Annotated in this window: 13 protein-coding genes and 1 pseudogene; 8 read left to right on the top strand and 6 right to left on the bottom strand. The window is 44.1% G+C overall.

Features of this window, described 5'->3' with window-relative positions; genetic code table 11:
• Positions 1 to 64 precede the first annotated feature (64 nt).
• A pseudogene (locus MD535_RS06550) lies at positions 65 to 1,638 on the bottom strand (ATP-binding cassette domain-containing protein).
• A gap of 581 nt (positions 1,639 to 2,219) precedes the next feature.
• Between MD535_RS06550 and MD535_RS06555 the strand changes: the two are divergent.
• Entirely contained in the window at positions 2,220 to 2,639 is a 420-nt protein-coding gene (locus MD535_RS06555; RefSeq protein ID WP_265674080.1) for a universal stress protein, read from the top strand.
• Positions 2,640 to 2,729: 90 nt separating this feature from the next.
• Here the strand turns inward: MD535_RS06555 and MD535_RS06560 are convergent, their stop codons facing one another.
• Entirely contained in the window at positions 2,730 to 3,302 is a 573-nt protein-coding gene (locus tag MD535_RS06560; RefSeq protein ID WP_265674081.1) for a hypothetical protein, read from the bottom strand.
• 680 nt (positions 3,303 to 3,982) lie between these two features.
• Here MD535_RS06560 and MD535_RS06565 point away from each other — a divergent pair.
• The 3 genes from MD535_RS06565 (at position 3,983) to MD535_RS06575 (ending at position 7,190) form a co-directional block, all read left to right on the top strand.
• The gene (locus MD535_RS06565) at positions 3,983 to 5,413 is read left to right on the top strand and encodes a sodium-dependent transporter (protein WP_265674082.1); all 1,431 of its coding nucleotides are present in this window, start codon (positions 3,983 to 3,985) and stop codon (positions 5,411 to 5,413) included.
• 151 nt (positions 5,414 to 5,564) lie between these two features.
• Entirely contained in the window at positions 5,565 to 6,194 is a 630-nt protein-coding gene (locus MD535_RS06570) for a 3'-5' exonuclease (protein ID WP_265674083.1), read from the top strand.
• 93 nt (positions 6,195 to 6,287) lie between these two features.
• A complete protein-coding gene (locus tag MD535_RS06575) occupies positions 6,288 to 7,190 on the top strand; it encodes a DMT family transporter (RefSeq protein WP_265674084.1) in 903 nt (300 codons plus the stop codon).
• 84 nt (positions 7,191 to 7,274) lie between these two features.
• On the opposite strand, the gene MD535_RS06580 is transcribed toward MD535_RS06575, so the two are convergent.
• The 3 genes from MD535_RS06580 to MD535_RS06590 all read right to left on the bottom strand — a co-directional run bounded on the left by MD535_RS06580 (position 7,275) and on the right by MD535_RS06590 (position 9,701).
• The gene (locus tag MD535_RS06580; RefSeq protein WP_265674085.1) at positions 7,275 to 8,060 is read right to left on the bottom strand and encodes a hypothetical protein; all 786 of its coding nucleotides are present in this window, start codon (positions 8,058 to 8,060) and stop codon (positions 7,275 to 7,277) included.
• Entirely contained in the window at positions 8,044 to 8,790 is a 747-nt protein-coding gene (locus tag MD535_RS06585) for a hypothetical protein (protein WP_265674086.1), read from the bottom strand. The genes MD535_RS06580 and MD535_RS06585 overlap by 17 nt, the downstream gene beginning before the upstream one ends.
• A 482-nt stretch (positions 8,791 to 9,272) precedes the next feature.
• Entirely contained in the window at positions 9,273 to 9,701 is a 429-nt protein-coding gene (locus MD535_RS06590; protein WP_265674087.1) for a VOC family protein, read from the bottom strand.
• Between the two features lie 240 nt (positions 9,702 to 9,941).
• Here MD535_RS06590 and MD535_RS06595 point away from each other — a divergent pair, with 240 nt between their 5' ends.
• On the top strand, positions 9,942 to 10,322 hold the full coding sequence (locus tag MD535_RS06595) for an MmcQ/YjbR family DNA-binding protein (protein ID WP_265674088.1): 381 nt from the start codon (positions 9,942 to 9,944) through the stop codon (positions 10,320 to 10,322).
• Between the two features lie 400 nt (positions 10,323 to 10,722).
• Here MD535_RS06595 and MD535_RS06600 read toward each other — a convergent pair whose 3' ends face one another.
• Complete coding sequence (locus tag MD535_RS06600) at positions 10,723 to 11,733, bottom strand: LacI family DNA-binding transcriptional regulator (RefSeq protein WP_265674089.1); 1,011 nt, start codon at positions 11,731 to 11,733, stop codon at positions 10,723 to 10,725.
• A 242-nt stretch (positions 11,734 to 11,975) separates the two neighbouring features.
• Here MD535_RS06600 and MD535_RS06605 point away from each other — a divergent pair, with 242 nt between their 5' ends.
• The 3 genes from MD535_RS06605 to MD535_RS06615 are packed head-to-tail and all read left to right on the top strand — an operon-like array spanning position 11,976 to position 14,673.
• Positions 11,976 to 13,736: a class I mannose-6-phosphate isomerase gene (locus MD535_RS06605; protein ID WP_265674090.1), complete on the top strand. Its 1,761-nt coding sequence runs from the start codon at positions 11,976 to 11,978 to the stop codon at positions 13,734 to 13,736.
• 2 nt (positions 13,737 to 13,738) lie between these two features.
• Entirely contained in the window at positions 13,739 to 14,167 is a 429-nt protein-coding gene (locus MD535_RS06610; RefSeq protein ID WP_265674091.1) for a PTS sugar transporter subunit IIA, read from the top strand.
• Between the two features lie 11 nt (positions 14,168 to 14,178).
• Positions 14,179 to 14,673 (top strand): PTS system mannose/fructose/N-acetylgalactosamine-transporter subunit IIB, encoded by a 495-nt coding sequence (locus MD535_RS06615; RefSeq protein WP_265674092.1) that lies wholly within the window; start codon positions 14,179 to 14,181, stop codon positions 14,671 to 14,673.
• The last annotated feature ends 38 nt before the right edge of the window (positions 14,674 to 14,711 follow it).

A 14,711-nucleotide genomic window follows, 5' to 3' on the forward strand; every position in this document is an offset into this window, starting at 1 on the left:
AAGCAATTATTCACTCTATTGTCACTAAGGCTTGATTAATTTAACTTGTGTTTATCACCAACTTTTATTCCATGGTAATGACGGTATTAACATTCACATCCAGAACAAAGCTTGAGTCATGGCTGACTAGAATAAATGCCCCTTTATATTCTTTAAGTGCGTTCGCCAGTAAATTCTTCGAATCAATATCTAAATGATTATCGGGTTCATCCAGTAACAAAACCGTGTCATCGTCATTATGTGTCACAATCAACATGGAAAGTTTCATTTTCTCTCCACCACTTAGGTGCGCGACTTTGCGGTGAACCAGCTCTCGACGAAACCCAATTCCTGCGAGAAGCGTTCTCGCCTCGCCAAACGTCATGCCGCTAATACATGTGAGCAAACTTTCCAGAATTGACTGTTGTTCATTTAATAGACTGAAATGTTGGTCAAGATATACCGTTTCAACGTGACGAGTAACTGTCCCCAAAAAACGATGATGAATTCCATGTAGAGCCTTTAGCAACGTCGACTTTCCACTCCCGTTTCGGCCTTGCAAGTGATAGCGTTCACCCTGTTTTATCGCAAAGGAATATCGCCCACGACAGCCATACTCAAACGCACAATTTTCTATGCTGAGTAAGGTCCTTTTCTTAGTGGACGCTAACGAGGAGAAATAGAACGCTTGAGGATCGAGGCTCACCTGCTTCTTTCGTAGGGACAGCAGCTTAGCCGCATTATGCGCCTGCTGATTTCTTTGCTGTTTGACGGCGCTACTTTGACTTTGTCCCGCTTTATCTTTCATGGCATCTAACAGGATTTTGGGCTGACTCCCTGATCGCCTTACTCGGTTTCCTGTTGCCGCACGCTGCTGAGCTTTTTCTTGGCTGCGCTGCGCTTGATGAGCGCCGTCGTCTGTAGTGTCGACTGCACCCAATAAGAATCATAATTCCCTTTGAAATAACCAATCCCTAAATGGGTCATTTGTACGACCGCATCCACCTGATTAAGCAAATGTCGGTCATGGGTAACCACCAGTATCTGACCACTAAAATGATGACACTGTTCAATCAGCCACTGCCGACCTTCCTCATCTAGGTGATTTGATGGCTCATCCAACAAAAGCAGATCGGCGTCAGAATGAAAACACTGGTGCAGCTGCAATTTTGCGATTTGTCCACCACTTAATGAGTGGCAATACGCGTCTAAGTCAGGCTCTATTCGAAGTGATTTTAATACTTCTTGGGTATCACGCTCCAATGACCAATCCTCACCAAGGATATCAAAGTAATGTTGCTCACATTCCCCTTGGTTAATCGCACTTAACGCCGCACGTTTTTCTGAAATACCTAGAAATTCGGCAATCGTAACGTCACTATTTAACAGTGCCGAAGGTTGTTGAGAATAAGACGCAAACTGCCCATGTCGTATCACATGACCTTCTGTCGGTCGCCTCTGTCCCAATAGTAACGACAGCAATACCGATTTACCCACACCATTTCTTCCCACCAGCCCGGTAAACCGATCTGCCAATGAAAAATTTATGTTTTTAAATAGCCATTCACCAGTATCAAGTTGGAATGACAATTGTTGGGCTGCCAATAACGGTCTCGATGACGAAGCTAACGTTGATAATGGGGATGATGTGTGTGTCAGTTGTTGATGTGTATTACGTGCAGGCATATACGCCTCCTTTTACTACGAATGCAAAAGGGGTTGCGCCATTCTGAATGAATGGCTAAACGTTACTTTTATCGAATGATCACAAGATCCAAGTTAACGGTACCATCGTTTAAATTGCGGAGTTTCTAAGCCCTAAAGATAAGGCATCGAAACAACAGCAAATACAGCGGTAATGGCTGCAACTTGGCTTGGCTAAAGCCAACGATAGTACGTTGATGCAAGATAGAGGTGACGAAGCAACGCCCACTAACCCCGAGAGTCCAATTAATTAGATATAAAATGGCTGTCAGGATATTAGTACTTCATTATGGCGTTAGCTCCTCTTGATATGATGGCTAAATTTTAAACCCAAATAGACAAAAAAGACAACAAGCCGTTAAGGTGTTAGCTCGCAAAACAACGGTTACCTAGCCACAATTGCAACGTAATCACGGCAAAGCCTTCGCTACGAAGCAAAGTTAATATCATTTTATGAGTTCTGCGACCGCTTAGACAGTATTTATATGAATCCAAAACTATCCTTAAGGTAAGCGCAAAAACATGAGGGCACTGTGATGAAATATAAGCATATCTTAGTAGCGTTAGAGCTGTCAGATGACAGTCATGTGGTCATTGATAAGGCGGTATCCTTTGCCAAGCTCATGGGTGCTGAAGTGTCATTTATTCACATTGACGGTAGCCACGGTGAGATCTACCCGGATTTAGTAGATATTCAAGCTGAGCCTGAACGCCAGCCGCTCAACGCCACCTCAAATGAAAAGCTCGTCGCCTTTCAACAGTATACTGACTTCCCTATCAAACGATTCTTAGTCGGCACTGGGGATTTAGGTGACAAGCTAAAAGACACTATCGCTGAGAACGAAGTTGACCTGCTTATCTGCGGGCATCACCATGATTTCTGGAGCCGCATTGTGTCTTACTCCAGACACCTTATTAATAAATCACCTATCGATATTCTAGTGGTACCAATCTAAGTTTGGTTGAACGACGCATAGCGTAATAAAAAAATAAGCAGCGCGAGTGATAGTGCTGCTTATTGACTGTTCAAGATATTCATCACCGGCTTAGTTGCTTTCTATCTGCAGTGACAACTGTTGCAAATGCTTAATGGCATCCACATGCTGCGGATAATCGGCAAACTTTGCCAATTGCTCATCACTCATTGCAAATAAATCATCCCTCAACTCCCAATAAAGGGCAGACGTATGCAGCATCGCCCCCAAAGATTTGTAGACCTCTTGCTCATAAATCGTCAGGAGTTTGTCCAGTTGCATCTCACGATCGCTTGCATCAAAAGATTGCTGCATGTCACTGATCAATTGGCAATAACGCTCGCCGCTGGTCATGCTTTCCATTAATGGTTTGTTGTCTTTTGCTAAATTGGCCAGGGTTTCATGAATTAATCGCAACCAATGCTCCTGAGTCAGATCGCTAGGTTCAACATTTTGGAAATTCAGGCGTACCTTCAACTCTATCGACTTTTGCGTTTTTTTTAACACCGCTCGGCACGTTTGAAATGGCAGTTGATACTGTTTACACAACTCAACAATTAGGACATGAAACCCACCTTTAGGAAGGTGAAGGGCAGCTTTGAATGTGGCGAGTGCGTGTTCTTGGTCTTCGGTAAGATCGGTCATTTCATCTATCTTCTTAAAGTACAGGTGTCACTTAATATTTTGACTGACAGTAAGCGTCTCTAGTTCTCTAGATTTTGTCAACGCGTTTTGAAGATTGCTCACACTACGAGTCTGTTAGTCACCATCACAACTGACAACAAAACCTTACACCCCACTCCGCCCCCGAAACAGCACTTAACTATTGACGAATGGACATTGGCAAATCTCACAACAAAACCAGCAACATAAATCAACCATTCGCCATTATTCGTTAACAATTTACGCAAAATGTATAATTTGCACGTGCATATATTATACAACCCTCATAAAAAGCCATGTGCCGCCTAGACGACCATGTCATGAGTACTTTAATCATGCCTAACAATTAGATATCTATGCTCTATGAGTGCAACGTAACAAGTATGCACCTTAACGAGTAAAGTCCGACCACTAAAGGTTCTAGTTATGGTTCAAAAAACAGACTCCCAGACAAAATGAGAGCAAAAAAACAGCAGTTAACAACATTTTGATGACAAATGTTAGAAAAATGCACTATTCACACTTCCATCTATAACCACAAACTGCTTTACTTGTCACGATTACAGCGCCTAGTAAAACTTTAGAAAGTGTATATAAAAAATTACATCACATTTTTCGGCGCCTAGTATAAACAAACACAACAGAAAAATTTTGGAGTTACCGTGGCAACGAGCAATACAAACACAGCGCCCCGCGATAATTGGGGATCGAAGCTAGGCTTCGTTATGGCAGCAGCAGGTTCTGCTGTAGGTTTAGGGAACATTTGGAAATTCCCTTATACGGCAGGTGAAAACGGTGGTGGTGCTTTCATCGCAATCTACCTTGCCTTTGTTATTTTTATTGGCTTTAGCGTAATGCTAACGGAATTTGCGGTAGGTCGTAAGACTGGTCGTAGTGCCGTTGGTGCTTTTAAGTCAACAGATGGTCGTTGGACGTTCGTTGGGGTAATCGGCGTCCTAAGTGGCTTGTTAATCATGGGTTTCTACCCTGTGGTAGGTGGTTGGGCACTGGCTTACGTTCAGAAAGTGTCTACTGGTCTTCTAAGCACGCCAGAAGCGATTGGTGACAGCTTTGGTGGCTTCATCACTAACCCAATCCAACCACTGATGTGGATGGGCGGCTATCTACTCCTTAACGTCATCATTGTAAGTCGCGGCATCTCTGGTGGTATCGAAAAAGCAGGTAAGGTTCTAATGCCAATCCTGTTCCTCATTCTGATCATCGTATCAGTAAAAGGTCTGATGCTTCCTGGCGCGATGGCGGGTGTTGAATTCCTATTTAGCCCTGACTTCTCGAAAGTAGATAGTGGTGTGGTTTTAGCCGCGCTTGGTCAAGCCTTCTTCTCATTAAGCCTTGGCATGGGCTGTATGATCACTTACGGTAGCTACCTTAAGAAGAAAGAGAACCTAGTTCAAACTACGGCGATGGTTACTGCAATGGATACTGGTGTTGCTATCCTTGCTGGTATCGCAATGTTCCCTGCGATGTTTGCGCTTGGCATGGAACCTGCTGCAGGTCCAGGCCTAGTATTCGTTGTTGTTCCTCAGCTGTTTGCTGAAATGGGTGGCGTCGGTGTGGTATTCGCACTGCTCTTCTTCATTGGCTTGTCTGTAGCAGCGCTGACTTCTTCAGTTTCACTATTAGAAGTGGTCGTGTCTTACCTTATCGATGAGAAAGGCTTTAAACGTATCACTGCAGTACTTTCTGCAGCGGCGGTAATGGCTGTGCTATGTATCTTCGCTTCCCTATCATTAGGTGGCTTAGGTCCAACGCTATTCGATACAGGTGCCTTTGATATCTTCGACTTGCTTACGGACAAAATCTTCCTAGCGGTTGGCGGTATGTTGGTGTGTATCTTTGCAGGTTGGAGACTGACTCGCGAAGAGCTAGAGAAAGAGATCACCAACGATGGCGAAGTAAAATTCCCACTATTTGGTCTTTGGTACAACCTGGTTAAATACGTTATCCCAGTCGCGGTAGCAATCGTGGCATTTGCTGGTATTTCAAGCGGCTTTGACAGTGGTAAAGGTCCAATCATGTTAATGGGTATCGGTATCATTGCTTTGACAGGTTTCCTTTCTAAGAAACTGTAAGCCATTGCGGCTAAGATAAGTTCGATATAATCATTTAAGAGGAATCAGCAGATTCCTCTTTTTTTATGTCAGAATTCCACGCTAACATATTCCCCTACTGCACACTTCAAGTTAGACTTTGCCACCTTGCTTGTTTATTAGAGATTAGTTGATGTCTTCTCCTGCCCATTCCGTTATTGTTCTCGATTTTGAAACCACCGGGTTATCCCCAAATCAAGGCGATAGAGCCATAGAAATCGGCGCAGTAAAGCTAGAGAATGGCGTCGCTGTTGATCGCTTTCAATCATTGATGAACCCAGGCTTTAGGATCAGTGGTTTTATTGAGAATTACACTGGAATCAGCAACCACATGTTGGCAAATGCGCCAAGCTGTGAAGAAGTCATGAGTGAGTTTTCATGTTGGATCCAAAATAGCAACCTAGTCGCGCATAACGCATCATTTGATCAACGCTTCTTGGACGCTGAGCTTGACAGAATTCAAGCCCGTTATAATGGTACGTTTGCCTGCTCGCTACTGGCGTCACGTCGATTAACGCAAGACGCACCTTCCCATAAACTGGGTGATCTCGTCCGTTACCATCATATTGAAAACGATGGGGTGTTTCACCGTGCGTTAGCCGATGCCGAAGTCACCGCGTCATTATGGATGGTATTGCTCAATACGTTGCAGCAACAGCACCAAGTCAGCGCGCCGAGTTTTGAGCTCATCCAAAAGCTATCTAAAACGCCTAAAGCGTCGGTTGACAATTTCTTACGTAAATACGCTGCGACGCAAGGTTAATTCACGTTACAGTGACGACTTTGGTTAACACGAATTATTTATCACACTGAATACGCCCTCAACCCAACGTGTATTTCAAACTATGAGCGCCCTATGAACTCTCGTCTTACTGAATTATTCCCTGTTGGTGTGCGCTTTATGCTGCTCTCTGCACTGGGCTTCGCCTTCATGTCGGCGTGCGTAAAGTACGTCAGCACGTTTGGGCTACCTGTGTTTGAGATTGTCGCTGCCCGCGCACTCGTGTCATTGATCATTAGCTACGGTGATGTAAAGCGTAAGAAGATTTCAGTGTGGGGCAATAATAAGAAACTCCTTCTCGCACGCGGTGCAACAGGCACGATGGCTCTGATGTGTGTGTATTACTCCATCACCACGCTACCTCTGGCTGAGGCGACAATTTTGCAATACACCCACCCAGTGTTTACCGCTTTTTTAGCCTTCATTTTTTTGAAAGAGCGTGTTCAGTTCTCTACCATTCTATGCATTTTGTTATGCCTACTGGGTCTCTACGTGATGGTGTACCCCACTCTCGGCTCAAATGGTGTCAGTGAACTGCCGTTATTTAACGTCGGCATCGCGATTTTAGGCGCATTTGGGAGTGCCGTATCTTATGTCATCGTCAAAAAGTTAAGTGTGACGGAAAACAGTTCGGTTATCATTTTTTACTTCCCACTGGTTGCACTCCCCCTGTCCTTACTCCTAATTGGTGATGACTTTGTAATGCCAGATCTAACGCTAACCTTTTTGCTAGTCTTAGTAGGAATATTTACACAAATAGGGCAATTAGGCTTAACTAAAGCCATGCAGACGCAAGCGGCAGGTAAAGCTTCCGCCTATGCATATGTGCAAATTGTCTTTTCCATCGTTCTTGGTGTTATTTTCTTTAATGAAACGCCGTCTTTCTGGACCTATGTCGGTGGCACCTTGATTGTTATGGGCGCGATGATCAATGTATTTGGCAAAAACCTTAAATCACCCCGTGTACTTAAGTCGTGATGCTGATCGTTGGTTAGCACTCAAGCGAGTATTAACTTAAGGAACGACTCAACGTCGACCGTTCGAAAGGGCCGCCCCCAATCGCTACAATTGATCACGTATGCTCTTTGCTTTCAATAGCGCATAGGGCGTACTCAACATCCAAATCGTGAACCAGATGAACGTGGCTAACAAAAGACCTCGCAAGAAGTAAACACAGGCTCTCAGGATAACGGTGCTATAAGAAGTGGTGAGCGTCATTTCAAAACCATAAACTTGGGATGCCGCCTGCCGACGTAATAATCCGCCAAACCAAGTCAGCTTGTCGTTTTTACGTGCCATAAAAGCACGATGTTCACCGTGATGTGATAGCCTCATTTCATATTCAGCAAAATCCAATCGCGGTGCTATCCAAGAGCCTACAATCCTTCGAGGATTAACATAAGCAAACGACTGACGCCCTTCCTCTTGAGTCGCGATGACAAACGATGTTTCCGGAAAATAGTCAGTGTGCATCGACCATCCTAAGAAAAGGTCAGCTAACTTGTCGCCTTGCCAATAGTGTTCATCATTGTTAGTCGCGCCAAAAATACTACAAACTGACCATGAATCAGATTGTGCTTCCATTACCCCTAACGCTCTAACTTCCTCATTTTCATAAGTCAGGTTTACATATTCTTTCTGCACAGACAAAGGACAGCTAGAATTATAAGGAAGCGCAATAATGGCATCGTAAATACTCTTAATATGAGTCTCTATTTTTTTTACACTGTATTCTGCACTGTGTTGCATCTCTTTTTTTACAATCATACTTGCATGTAAAAAACTTATTATCGCAACGACAAATATCATTAATGGTATCAATGCCAATTTACTAACTGGATGTTTCAAGATTATCTCTCCGGTTACGATGTCTCAGCACGAATAAGCCCCCTAATAACACGCCGTATATCGCAGTGAATACCCCTATTAAACGGTATGAAAATGTCATTAACTGATAAAAAAATTCTTTTGATGACCTATGCACCGAAATTTGATAGGGGAATACCTGTGACGATAAACTAAACGAATAGGTCGATATCGAATCACTTTGTGAAAAACCGAATAGCTCTAATCGAATGTTTTCTTCATCGGTAAACGAAAGCGTGATGTTCGATTTTTTATTGTCTGGACCAATCCACCAGCCCAAGATCGCCTTTGGGTTGACTAAGCCAATTAGCAATCCATCTTCTCTTCTGATCGCTAGTGCAAAAGAGCTGTCACGACGATACTTTGAAAATTTCACTTTACCAAACAACAGATCGCCCCGTGATGAATAATCCCAATCCTTCTCATCGACATGTCGACCATATAGACCAAAATTGCTGCACAAATTAGGGAACTTGCCTAGAGGATCGCCAACGATTAGGCCACGTAATGTCACGCTATTAAACACTCGGTCGCGAAGTAGCGTCATGTATGTCGAATCACATTGCTCTAATATCGGCAATTGTCGCAACTCTTGTTCAACCGTCGACAGGTGGGCATCAATTTTTGCCACAATGCGCTCTACATCGTCACTCAAGTTATCTCGAAATGTCATAAAATGATAAATAGAACCAAGCAGCCAAGTGTAAATCATAATCAGAAAAACATTGAAGAGTGTCTTTTTAATCGGCATAAATATTTGCATCAATTTGTCATTGACTTCTTTTATACCAATATTTCATGAGCATTCTTTAATTCAGCGCAATAAATACATTACTAGCAGAAATGCAAGTGATAGTAACCATCAACTTTCAACAACTCACTCCATTTTACATAACCAACCAACTCATTTTTCTCCATTTTTCTTTGCTAAAACGACATATATAGTGATAGCGAAGAGTTTTCTATACAAAGAGATAACCATACCATTATATATAAATATATTTACGGCATGGATTATACGTTTGATTTTTAGGTCTAACGGTAGGCCTAAACCTAAAAATCGGTACCAACACCCGTGCCAAAAACAATCCGAATATCGCGATAAGCGACTGTCTCGTTGATACACCACGGTCTCCTTGATATGCCGTAGTATTGTTGATAAACCTACCGATATCCGCTAACTATTGCTCCGCTTCATAAGCGGTAGTCATTTTTCTCGGAAGGTCGCTGAGATAAATACTCGATAAACTCAAATTGAAGGTTATGGTCTTCCATATAGTAGGCGTTTTTACGATGGGGATGATCGGCACCGCGATGATCCAATGCGTAACCGACATTTTCCAATCGCTTTTCAAGTGAATCAAGATCCGGCACCGCTATGCCGACATGCTTTACACCCGTGTAATTTGTTTGCCAGTCGGGCGCTTGCCCTTTGCCGTTGGAAGCTAAAGCAAGATAAGAATCATCGGTACCAACATGAAACCATTCCACTTTATGACCTAGTGCATCTTGATACTCTCCCTGACCACGTATTTGCCATTCTGGAAGTGCCGCCATTAGAAAGCGAACGGTCTTCTTTGGGTCTATTACGGCTATATTAGCGTGCTCTACGTAACTGTTCATAACGTCATCCTTTTGTTTGTTAATAGTGTCTACCCAACGCCTTTCACAAGCTTATTGCTGTCTCTTGGTTGGCTTAGAACACACTCTAATACCTCAAGTTAACTTGAGGTAAAGTGCTTTTTTCAATTATTTCTTAAGACTGCTAAGATGGCATGATACGCATAGAAAGAGCGGTGGTGATTACGTGCGAGATCCCGATAGACTTGACCACAGCTATTCCACCTATTTTGGGAACCTACTATGACCAACGAAGAATTCAATCAATTTTGTAAAAGCCTACCCGCCACCACATATGTGGTTCAATGGAACAACTCTCACGTATGGAAGGTAGGGGGCAAAGTGTTTGCGATTGGTGGACTGGGGAGCAAGCATGAGCGCAGTCATGCAACGTCACTGTCTATTACCTTTAAAGCGTCTGATCTCAATTTTGATTTTTTAAGCGATCAACCCGGTTATATCCCTGCGCCCTACTTCGCTTCTAGAGGGATGAAGTGGATTCAATGCGTAGAAAGTGGCGGCGAGTTGGATGAAGAGACGGCTTATTATCTCAAAGAGTCCTATCGGATCGTTTCATTAGGACTCACCAAGAAAAAGCAACGCGACTTGGGTCTGAATCAATAGTTAGAGCGATTATTGCCAACGGATTCATTTCATACTTTTGGTGTGTGTCTTTCTACTACTCGAAGAAGGTACTATTATGAATAGACGTACCTGTACGTTAGGTTGAACCGCGGCTCAACATGACGCGTTGTATGTCATCCGCCATGATTAAAAGGGTTCCAACGTCAAGTTAGTGTATTGATAGCTCGCATCGCCAAACCACACTTTCAATCGTGGAATGGAGACCCATTTACCAAACATCATGATTTTATCTTCTCGCCATTTGAGAACCTGTTGTAGTTCATCAAAAATAGATAGAGATCCGAACAAATCTATGAAGTCGGGTACCCATAATAACGCAGCATTAAGAACGTCGTTCCATCGCCCTTAAACTAGATTCGCTTCCCCACCTTAGCCTTGATTATTTACCTTCACCACATGAACTTCTAACCACCAATTTTGGCGGAAAGACAACACTCTTACAAGGTTGCTTGTCACCGTCCATTCGCGCAAGAATTATCTCTCCTGCCGCACGCCCTATTTCTCTTGCTGATACCGAAATTGACGTAAGAGCAGGATTGGTATCCGCCGACTCCGCCACATCATCAAACCCAACGACGGCGATATCTTTACCTACGATTTTCCCCTGATCTTTGATCGCTCGCATTACACCGAAAGCCACAATGTCCTGATAGCCAATAATCGCCGTGATTTCGGGATGTTGGTCCAGTAACTCCTTGGTCACCTTCGCCCCTTCAGAGCGACTCGCCGAACAACTGCGAATGTATCGCTCATTAAATGGTATCCCGTGCTCCATCAACTTTGACATATAGCCTCCAAGACGATGGGAACGAGTTTTCGAGATCTCCAATCCCCCTACAAACGCAATATGCTTGTGACCTTTCTTAATCAGATGTTCGGTCGCCAGCTGCAAACCCATAAAGTTATTCGTACCGACGAAGTCAAATTGCTCTTCGCCAATAGGCCTTACCGCTAACACGATCGGAAATCCTCGGCTTTGCACCGTCTCCAAGAAGTCAAGATTCGTTTCCATCGCCGGGCACATCACAACACCACCAGCATTCTGGCTCAATAACGAATCAATGAACTTACTTTGCCTTTCCACACTCTCTTCCGCGTTAGCAAGAAAAAGCAACGAGTCTTGCTCTTCGAGGTAATGACTCAGCCCTGCAATCATTTCAGAAAAGAACGGGTTGGTAATATCGGGTGTCACGAGTCCAACTAAGTTACTTCGTTTATGACGCAGATTTGCAGCGGCTTGATTATAAACATAACCCAGTTCTTTAACCGCCTCTAACACACGCTCTCGTGTGGTCACTGATATTCGCCCTTTATTGGTTAATACCATGGACACAGTAGCCGTGGAAACACCGCAATACTTAGCCACATCAGCAATGGTTGCCTTCGCCATGTTGAGCTCCAAAAAGTGAAATTAACATCAGTTATAACGACTTTCTCATCTGATTAAAACATGGTTAATCGATTAACCTAAATAACCGGCATTTATCGTCATGATTATGTGATTAACTACAAAATTGCCCGTTCATTTCGTGGTTAACAACTGCTAAATGCGTGGTTAACCGAATTAACCAGCTTGTTGGTTGATTAACTGAGTGATTACACTGTAATCAAATGATTAACTCAAGGTGATATATGAAGTACCTATCTGGTCGATCCAATTATGACAAGTTCCCCAATATAGAAGTGAAGGGCTTTGAACAAGATGCCGTTCGCGGTTGGGACTGTATCGTTGAAACTATTAAGCAACGTATTCAAGGCCAAGATAAACATGTTTTGGTGATCGACACCTATCACGGCGTCAATCATAACGAACTACTCGAGCAACTTATTGCGCCACTGTCTCCTACTCTAGTGGTATCGACGGATGATACCAAACACTCTGAAGAACATATCTTCGCCATGTTGGAGCGCAATATTACCGATGACCGAGTATTTGGTGTTATCGCGCCTCATAAATTGGACGAATTCTTTGATGCCGACAAGCTACAATCTCTAAAGCAAACCGTCGCCGAAGCCAACTCTGGTCTGATTGTTGTTATTGGGCACGGTGCAAGATTGATCGCCGACGGCGATAGCTTTGTCTACGCCGATTTGGCTCGCTGGGAAATTCAACAGCGTTTTCGCCGAGGTGAACTCGGTAACTGGGGTGCTGAAAACTACAACGAAGATGTGCTTCGTAAGTACAAGCGTTCATTCTTTATCGAATGGCGTGTCTTCGACCGTTATAAAACGAAGCTACTAGCCGACATAGACTTTCTGTTGGATACCAACACCGCCTTTGATCCAAAGTTAGTCTCCGGTGAAGCCTTCAACGCAGGTCTTAAACAAGCCACGACGCAACCATTCAGGCTCGTTCCCTTCTTTGACCCAGGTGTTTGGGGAGGTCAATGGATGAAAGAAGTCTGCGACCTTGAACAAGACAAACCGAATTACGCCTGGTGTTTTGACTGCGTTCCGGAAGAGAACAGCTTACTACTCAAATACGGTGACATCGTCGTAGAGGTTCCCTCTCAAAATCTCGTATTAACTCAGCCTAGGGCACTATTGGGTGACAGCGTCCACGCACGATTTGGCGCAGAATTCCCGATCCGATTCGACTTCCTAGACACGATGGAAGGTCAACATTTGAGTCTTCAAGTGCACCCTCTGACTGAGTACATTCAGAACGAGTTTGGCATGCATTACACCCAAGATGAAAGTTACTACATGTTAGATGTGGGTGACAAAGCCAGTGTTTATCTTGGTACCAAAACTGATATCGACCCTGATGAAATGATGGATAACCTTTATGCCGCACAGCGCGGTGAAAAGTCCTTCGATGATGAACGCTTTATCAATCAGTTCCCAGCGAAAAAACATGATCATTTCTTAATTCCTGCGGGCACTATCCACTGTTCTGGCTCCGATTCTATGGTGCTAGAGATTAGTGCGACCCCGTACATTTTTACTTTCAAATTGTGGGACTGGGATCGTTTAGGGCTTGATGGTGTGCCACGTCCTGTCCATCTAGACCATGGGAAAGAAGTTATACAGTGGGAGCGCAACACCGAATGGTGCCAAGAGCACTTAGTCAATGCTATCACACCGATCACTGAAGGCGATGGCTGGAGGGAAGAGAAAACAGGGCTACACGAACGCGAGTTCATTGAGACCCGACGCCACTGGTTCAGCAAGCCTGTTCTGCATAAAACTGAGGGTACGGTCAATGTTCTGAACTTAGTCGAAGGTAAAGAGGCAATAGTCTTGAGTCCAGACAATAAATTTGAGCCATTTGTTGTTCATTATGCGGAGACTTTCGTCATCCCTGCTCACGTAGACGCCTATGTCATCCAGCCATACGGCGAAAGCGAAGGTAACGAAATTGCCACTATTAAAGCATTCGTAAGAGGTTAACCATGCTCCATTTTATCATAGCCAGTCACGGTCCATTTGCTACTGCTCTTATCAGCAGTGCCAACATGGTGTTTGGCGAACTTAGCAACACCACGGCGGTGTGTCTCACAGAAGAAGGCGGCATCGAGCAATTTAAACAAGATTTTCACCGTGAAATCACCGCAATAGCACCCAATGTCGACGGCATTGTCGTGTTATGCGATTTGGAGTGCGGTACACCGTATAACGTTGCCTGCACCTATGCATTCAACCCAGATTTCAATCCAAAGGTTGAAGTGGTAACTGGGGTGAATTTCCCGACACTTTTAATGACGGCAGACTTTGTTGAAGACAAAGACGCTTCCATCGTTGCAAATACTTTGCAGCAGGAAGCGCTAAAAACGGTTGTCGTTGCCAAGCCAGTAGAGCTGGCACAAGAAGACGATTTTTAAGGAGAAACACTATGACTATTTCATTTGTGCGTATCGACGACCGCGTTATCCATGGACAGTTAATGACGCGCTGGGCTAAAGAGCTACCTTGTGATGGCATCGTCGCCATTGATGATGCTGTCGCGGCTGACCCTCTGCTGTCACAAGTCATGACTGGTGCCGTTACCGACGTTAAGGTTTGGCTATTTGATACCGCGACCGCTGTAAGCAAGCTGCCTAAGGTTATCGCGAGTGATAAGAAATATTTCGTCATCGCAAAATCCCCAGTCACGCTACGCCGAATTCGCGAAGCAGGGATTAGCCTTGAAAACCTCAATCAGAAAATCAACGTAGGGCCAATGAGCGCTCGTGAAGGCACTACGACCATTGGCGGCAATCAATGCGTCAACCAAGAAGAAATATCTGCATTCAATTACCTCTCTGAAGACGGTCATCATATCGACTTCAGGCTGGTACCTGATGCCAGTTCCTACACCTGGCAAGACGCACTACAAAAACTGAAATAACAACAAGACTACCCCAGCTTTTGGCACGCTAATCAGAA

It is taken from the genome of Vibrio qingdaonensis (genome assembly GCF_026191675.1).
In the GTDB taxonomy this organism is placed as follows: Bacteria; Pseudomonadota; Gammaproteobacteria; order Enterobacterales; family Vibrionaceae; genus Vibrio; species Vibrio qingdaonensis.

Coding starts and splice junctions, on each gene's coding strand:
- MD535_RS06585 (WP_265674086.1), bottom strand. CDS start 8,790: ATGATTTACACTTGGCTGCTTGGTTCTATTTATCATTTTATGACATTT.
- MD535_RS06605 (WP_265674090.1), top strand. CDS start 11,976: ATGAAGTACCTATCTGGTCGATCCAATTATGACAAGTTCCCCAATATA.
- MD535_RS06590 (WP_265674087.1), bottom strand. CDS start 9,701: ATGAACAGTTACGTAGAGCACGCTAATATAGCCGTAATAGACCCAAAG.
- MD535_RS06615 (WP_265674092.1), top strand. CDS start 14,179: ATGACTATTTCATTTGTGCGTATCGACGACCGCGTTATCCATGGACAG.
- MD535_RS06595 (WP_265674088.1), top strand. CDS start 9,942: ATGACCAACGAAGAATTCAATCAATTTTGTAAAAGCCTACCCGCCACC.
- MD535_RS06560 (WP_265674081.1), bottom strand. CDS start 3,302: ATGACCGATCTTACCGAAGACCAAGAACACGCACTCGCCACATTCAAA.
- MD535_RS06570 (WP_265674083.1), top strand. CDS start 5,565: ATGTCTTCTCCTGCCCATTCCGTTATTGTTCTCGATTTTGAAACCACC.
- MD535_RS06575 (WP_265674084.1), top strand. CDS start 6,288: ATGAACTCTCGTCTTACTGAATTATTCCCTGTTGGTGTGCGCTTTATG.
- MD535_RS06555 (WP_265674080.1), top strand. CDS start 2,220: ATGAAATATAAGCATATCTTAGTAGCGTTAGAGCTGTCAGATGACAGT.
- MD535_RS06610 (WP_265674091.1), top strand. CDS start 13,739: ATGCTCCATTTTATCATAGCCAGTCACGGTCCATTTGCTACTGCTCTT.
- MD535_RS06600 (WP_265674089.1), bottom strand. CDS start 11,733: ATGGCGAAGGCAACCATTGCTGATGTGGCTAAGTATTGCGGTGTTTCC.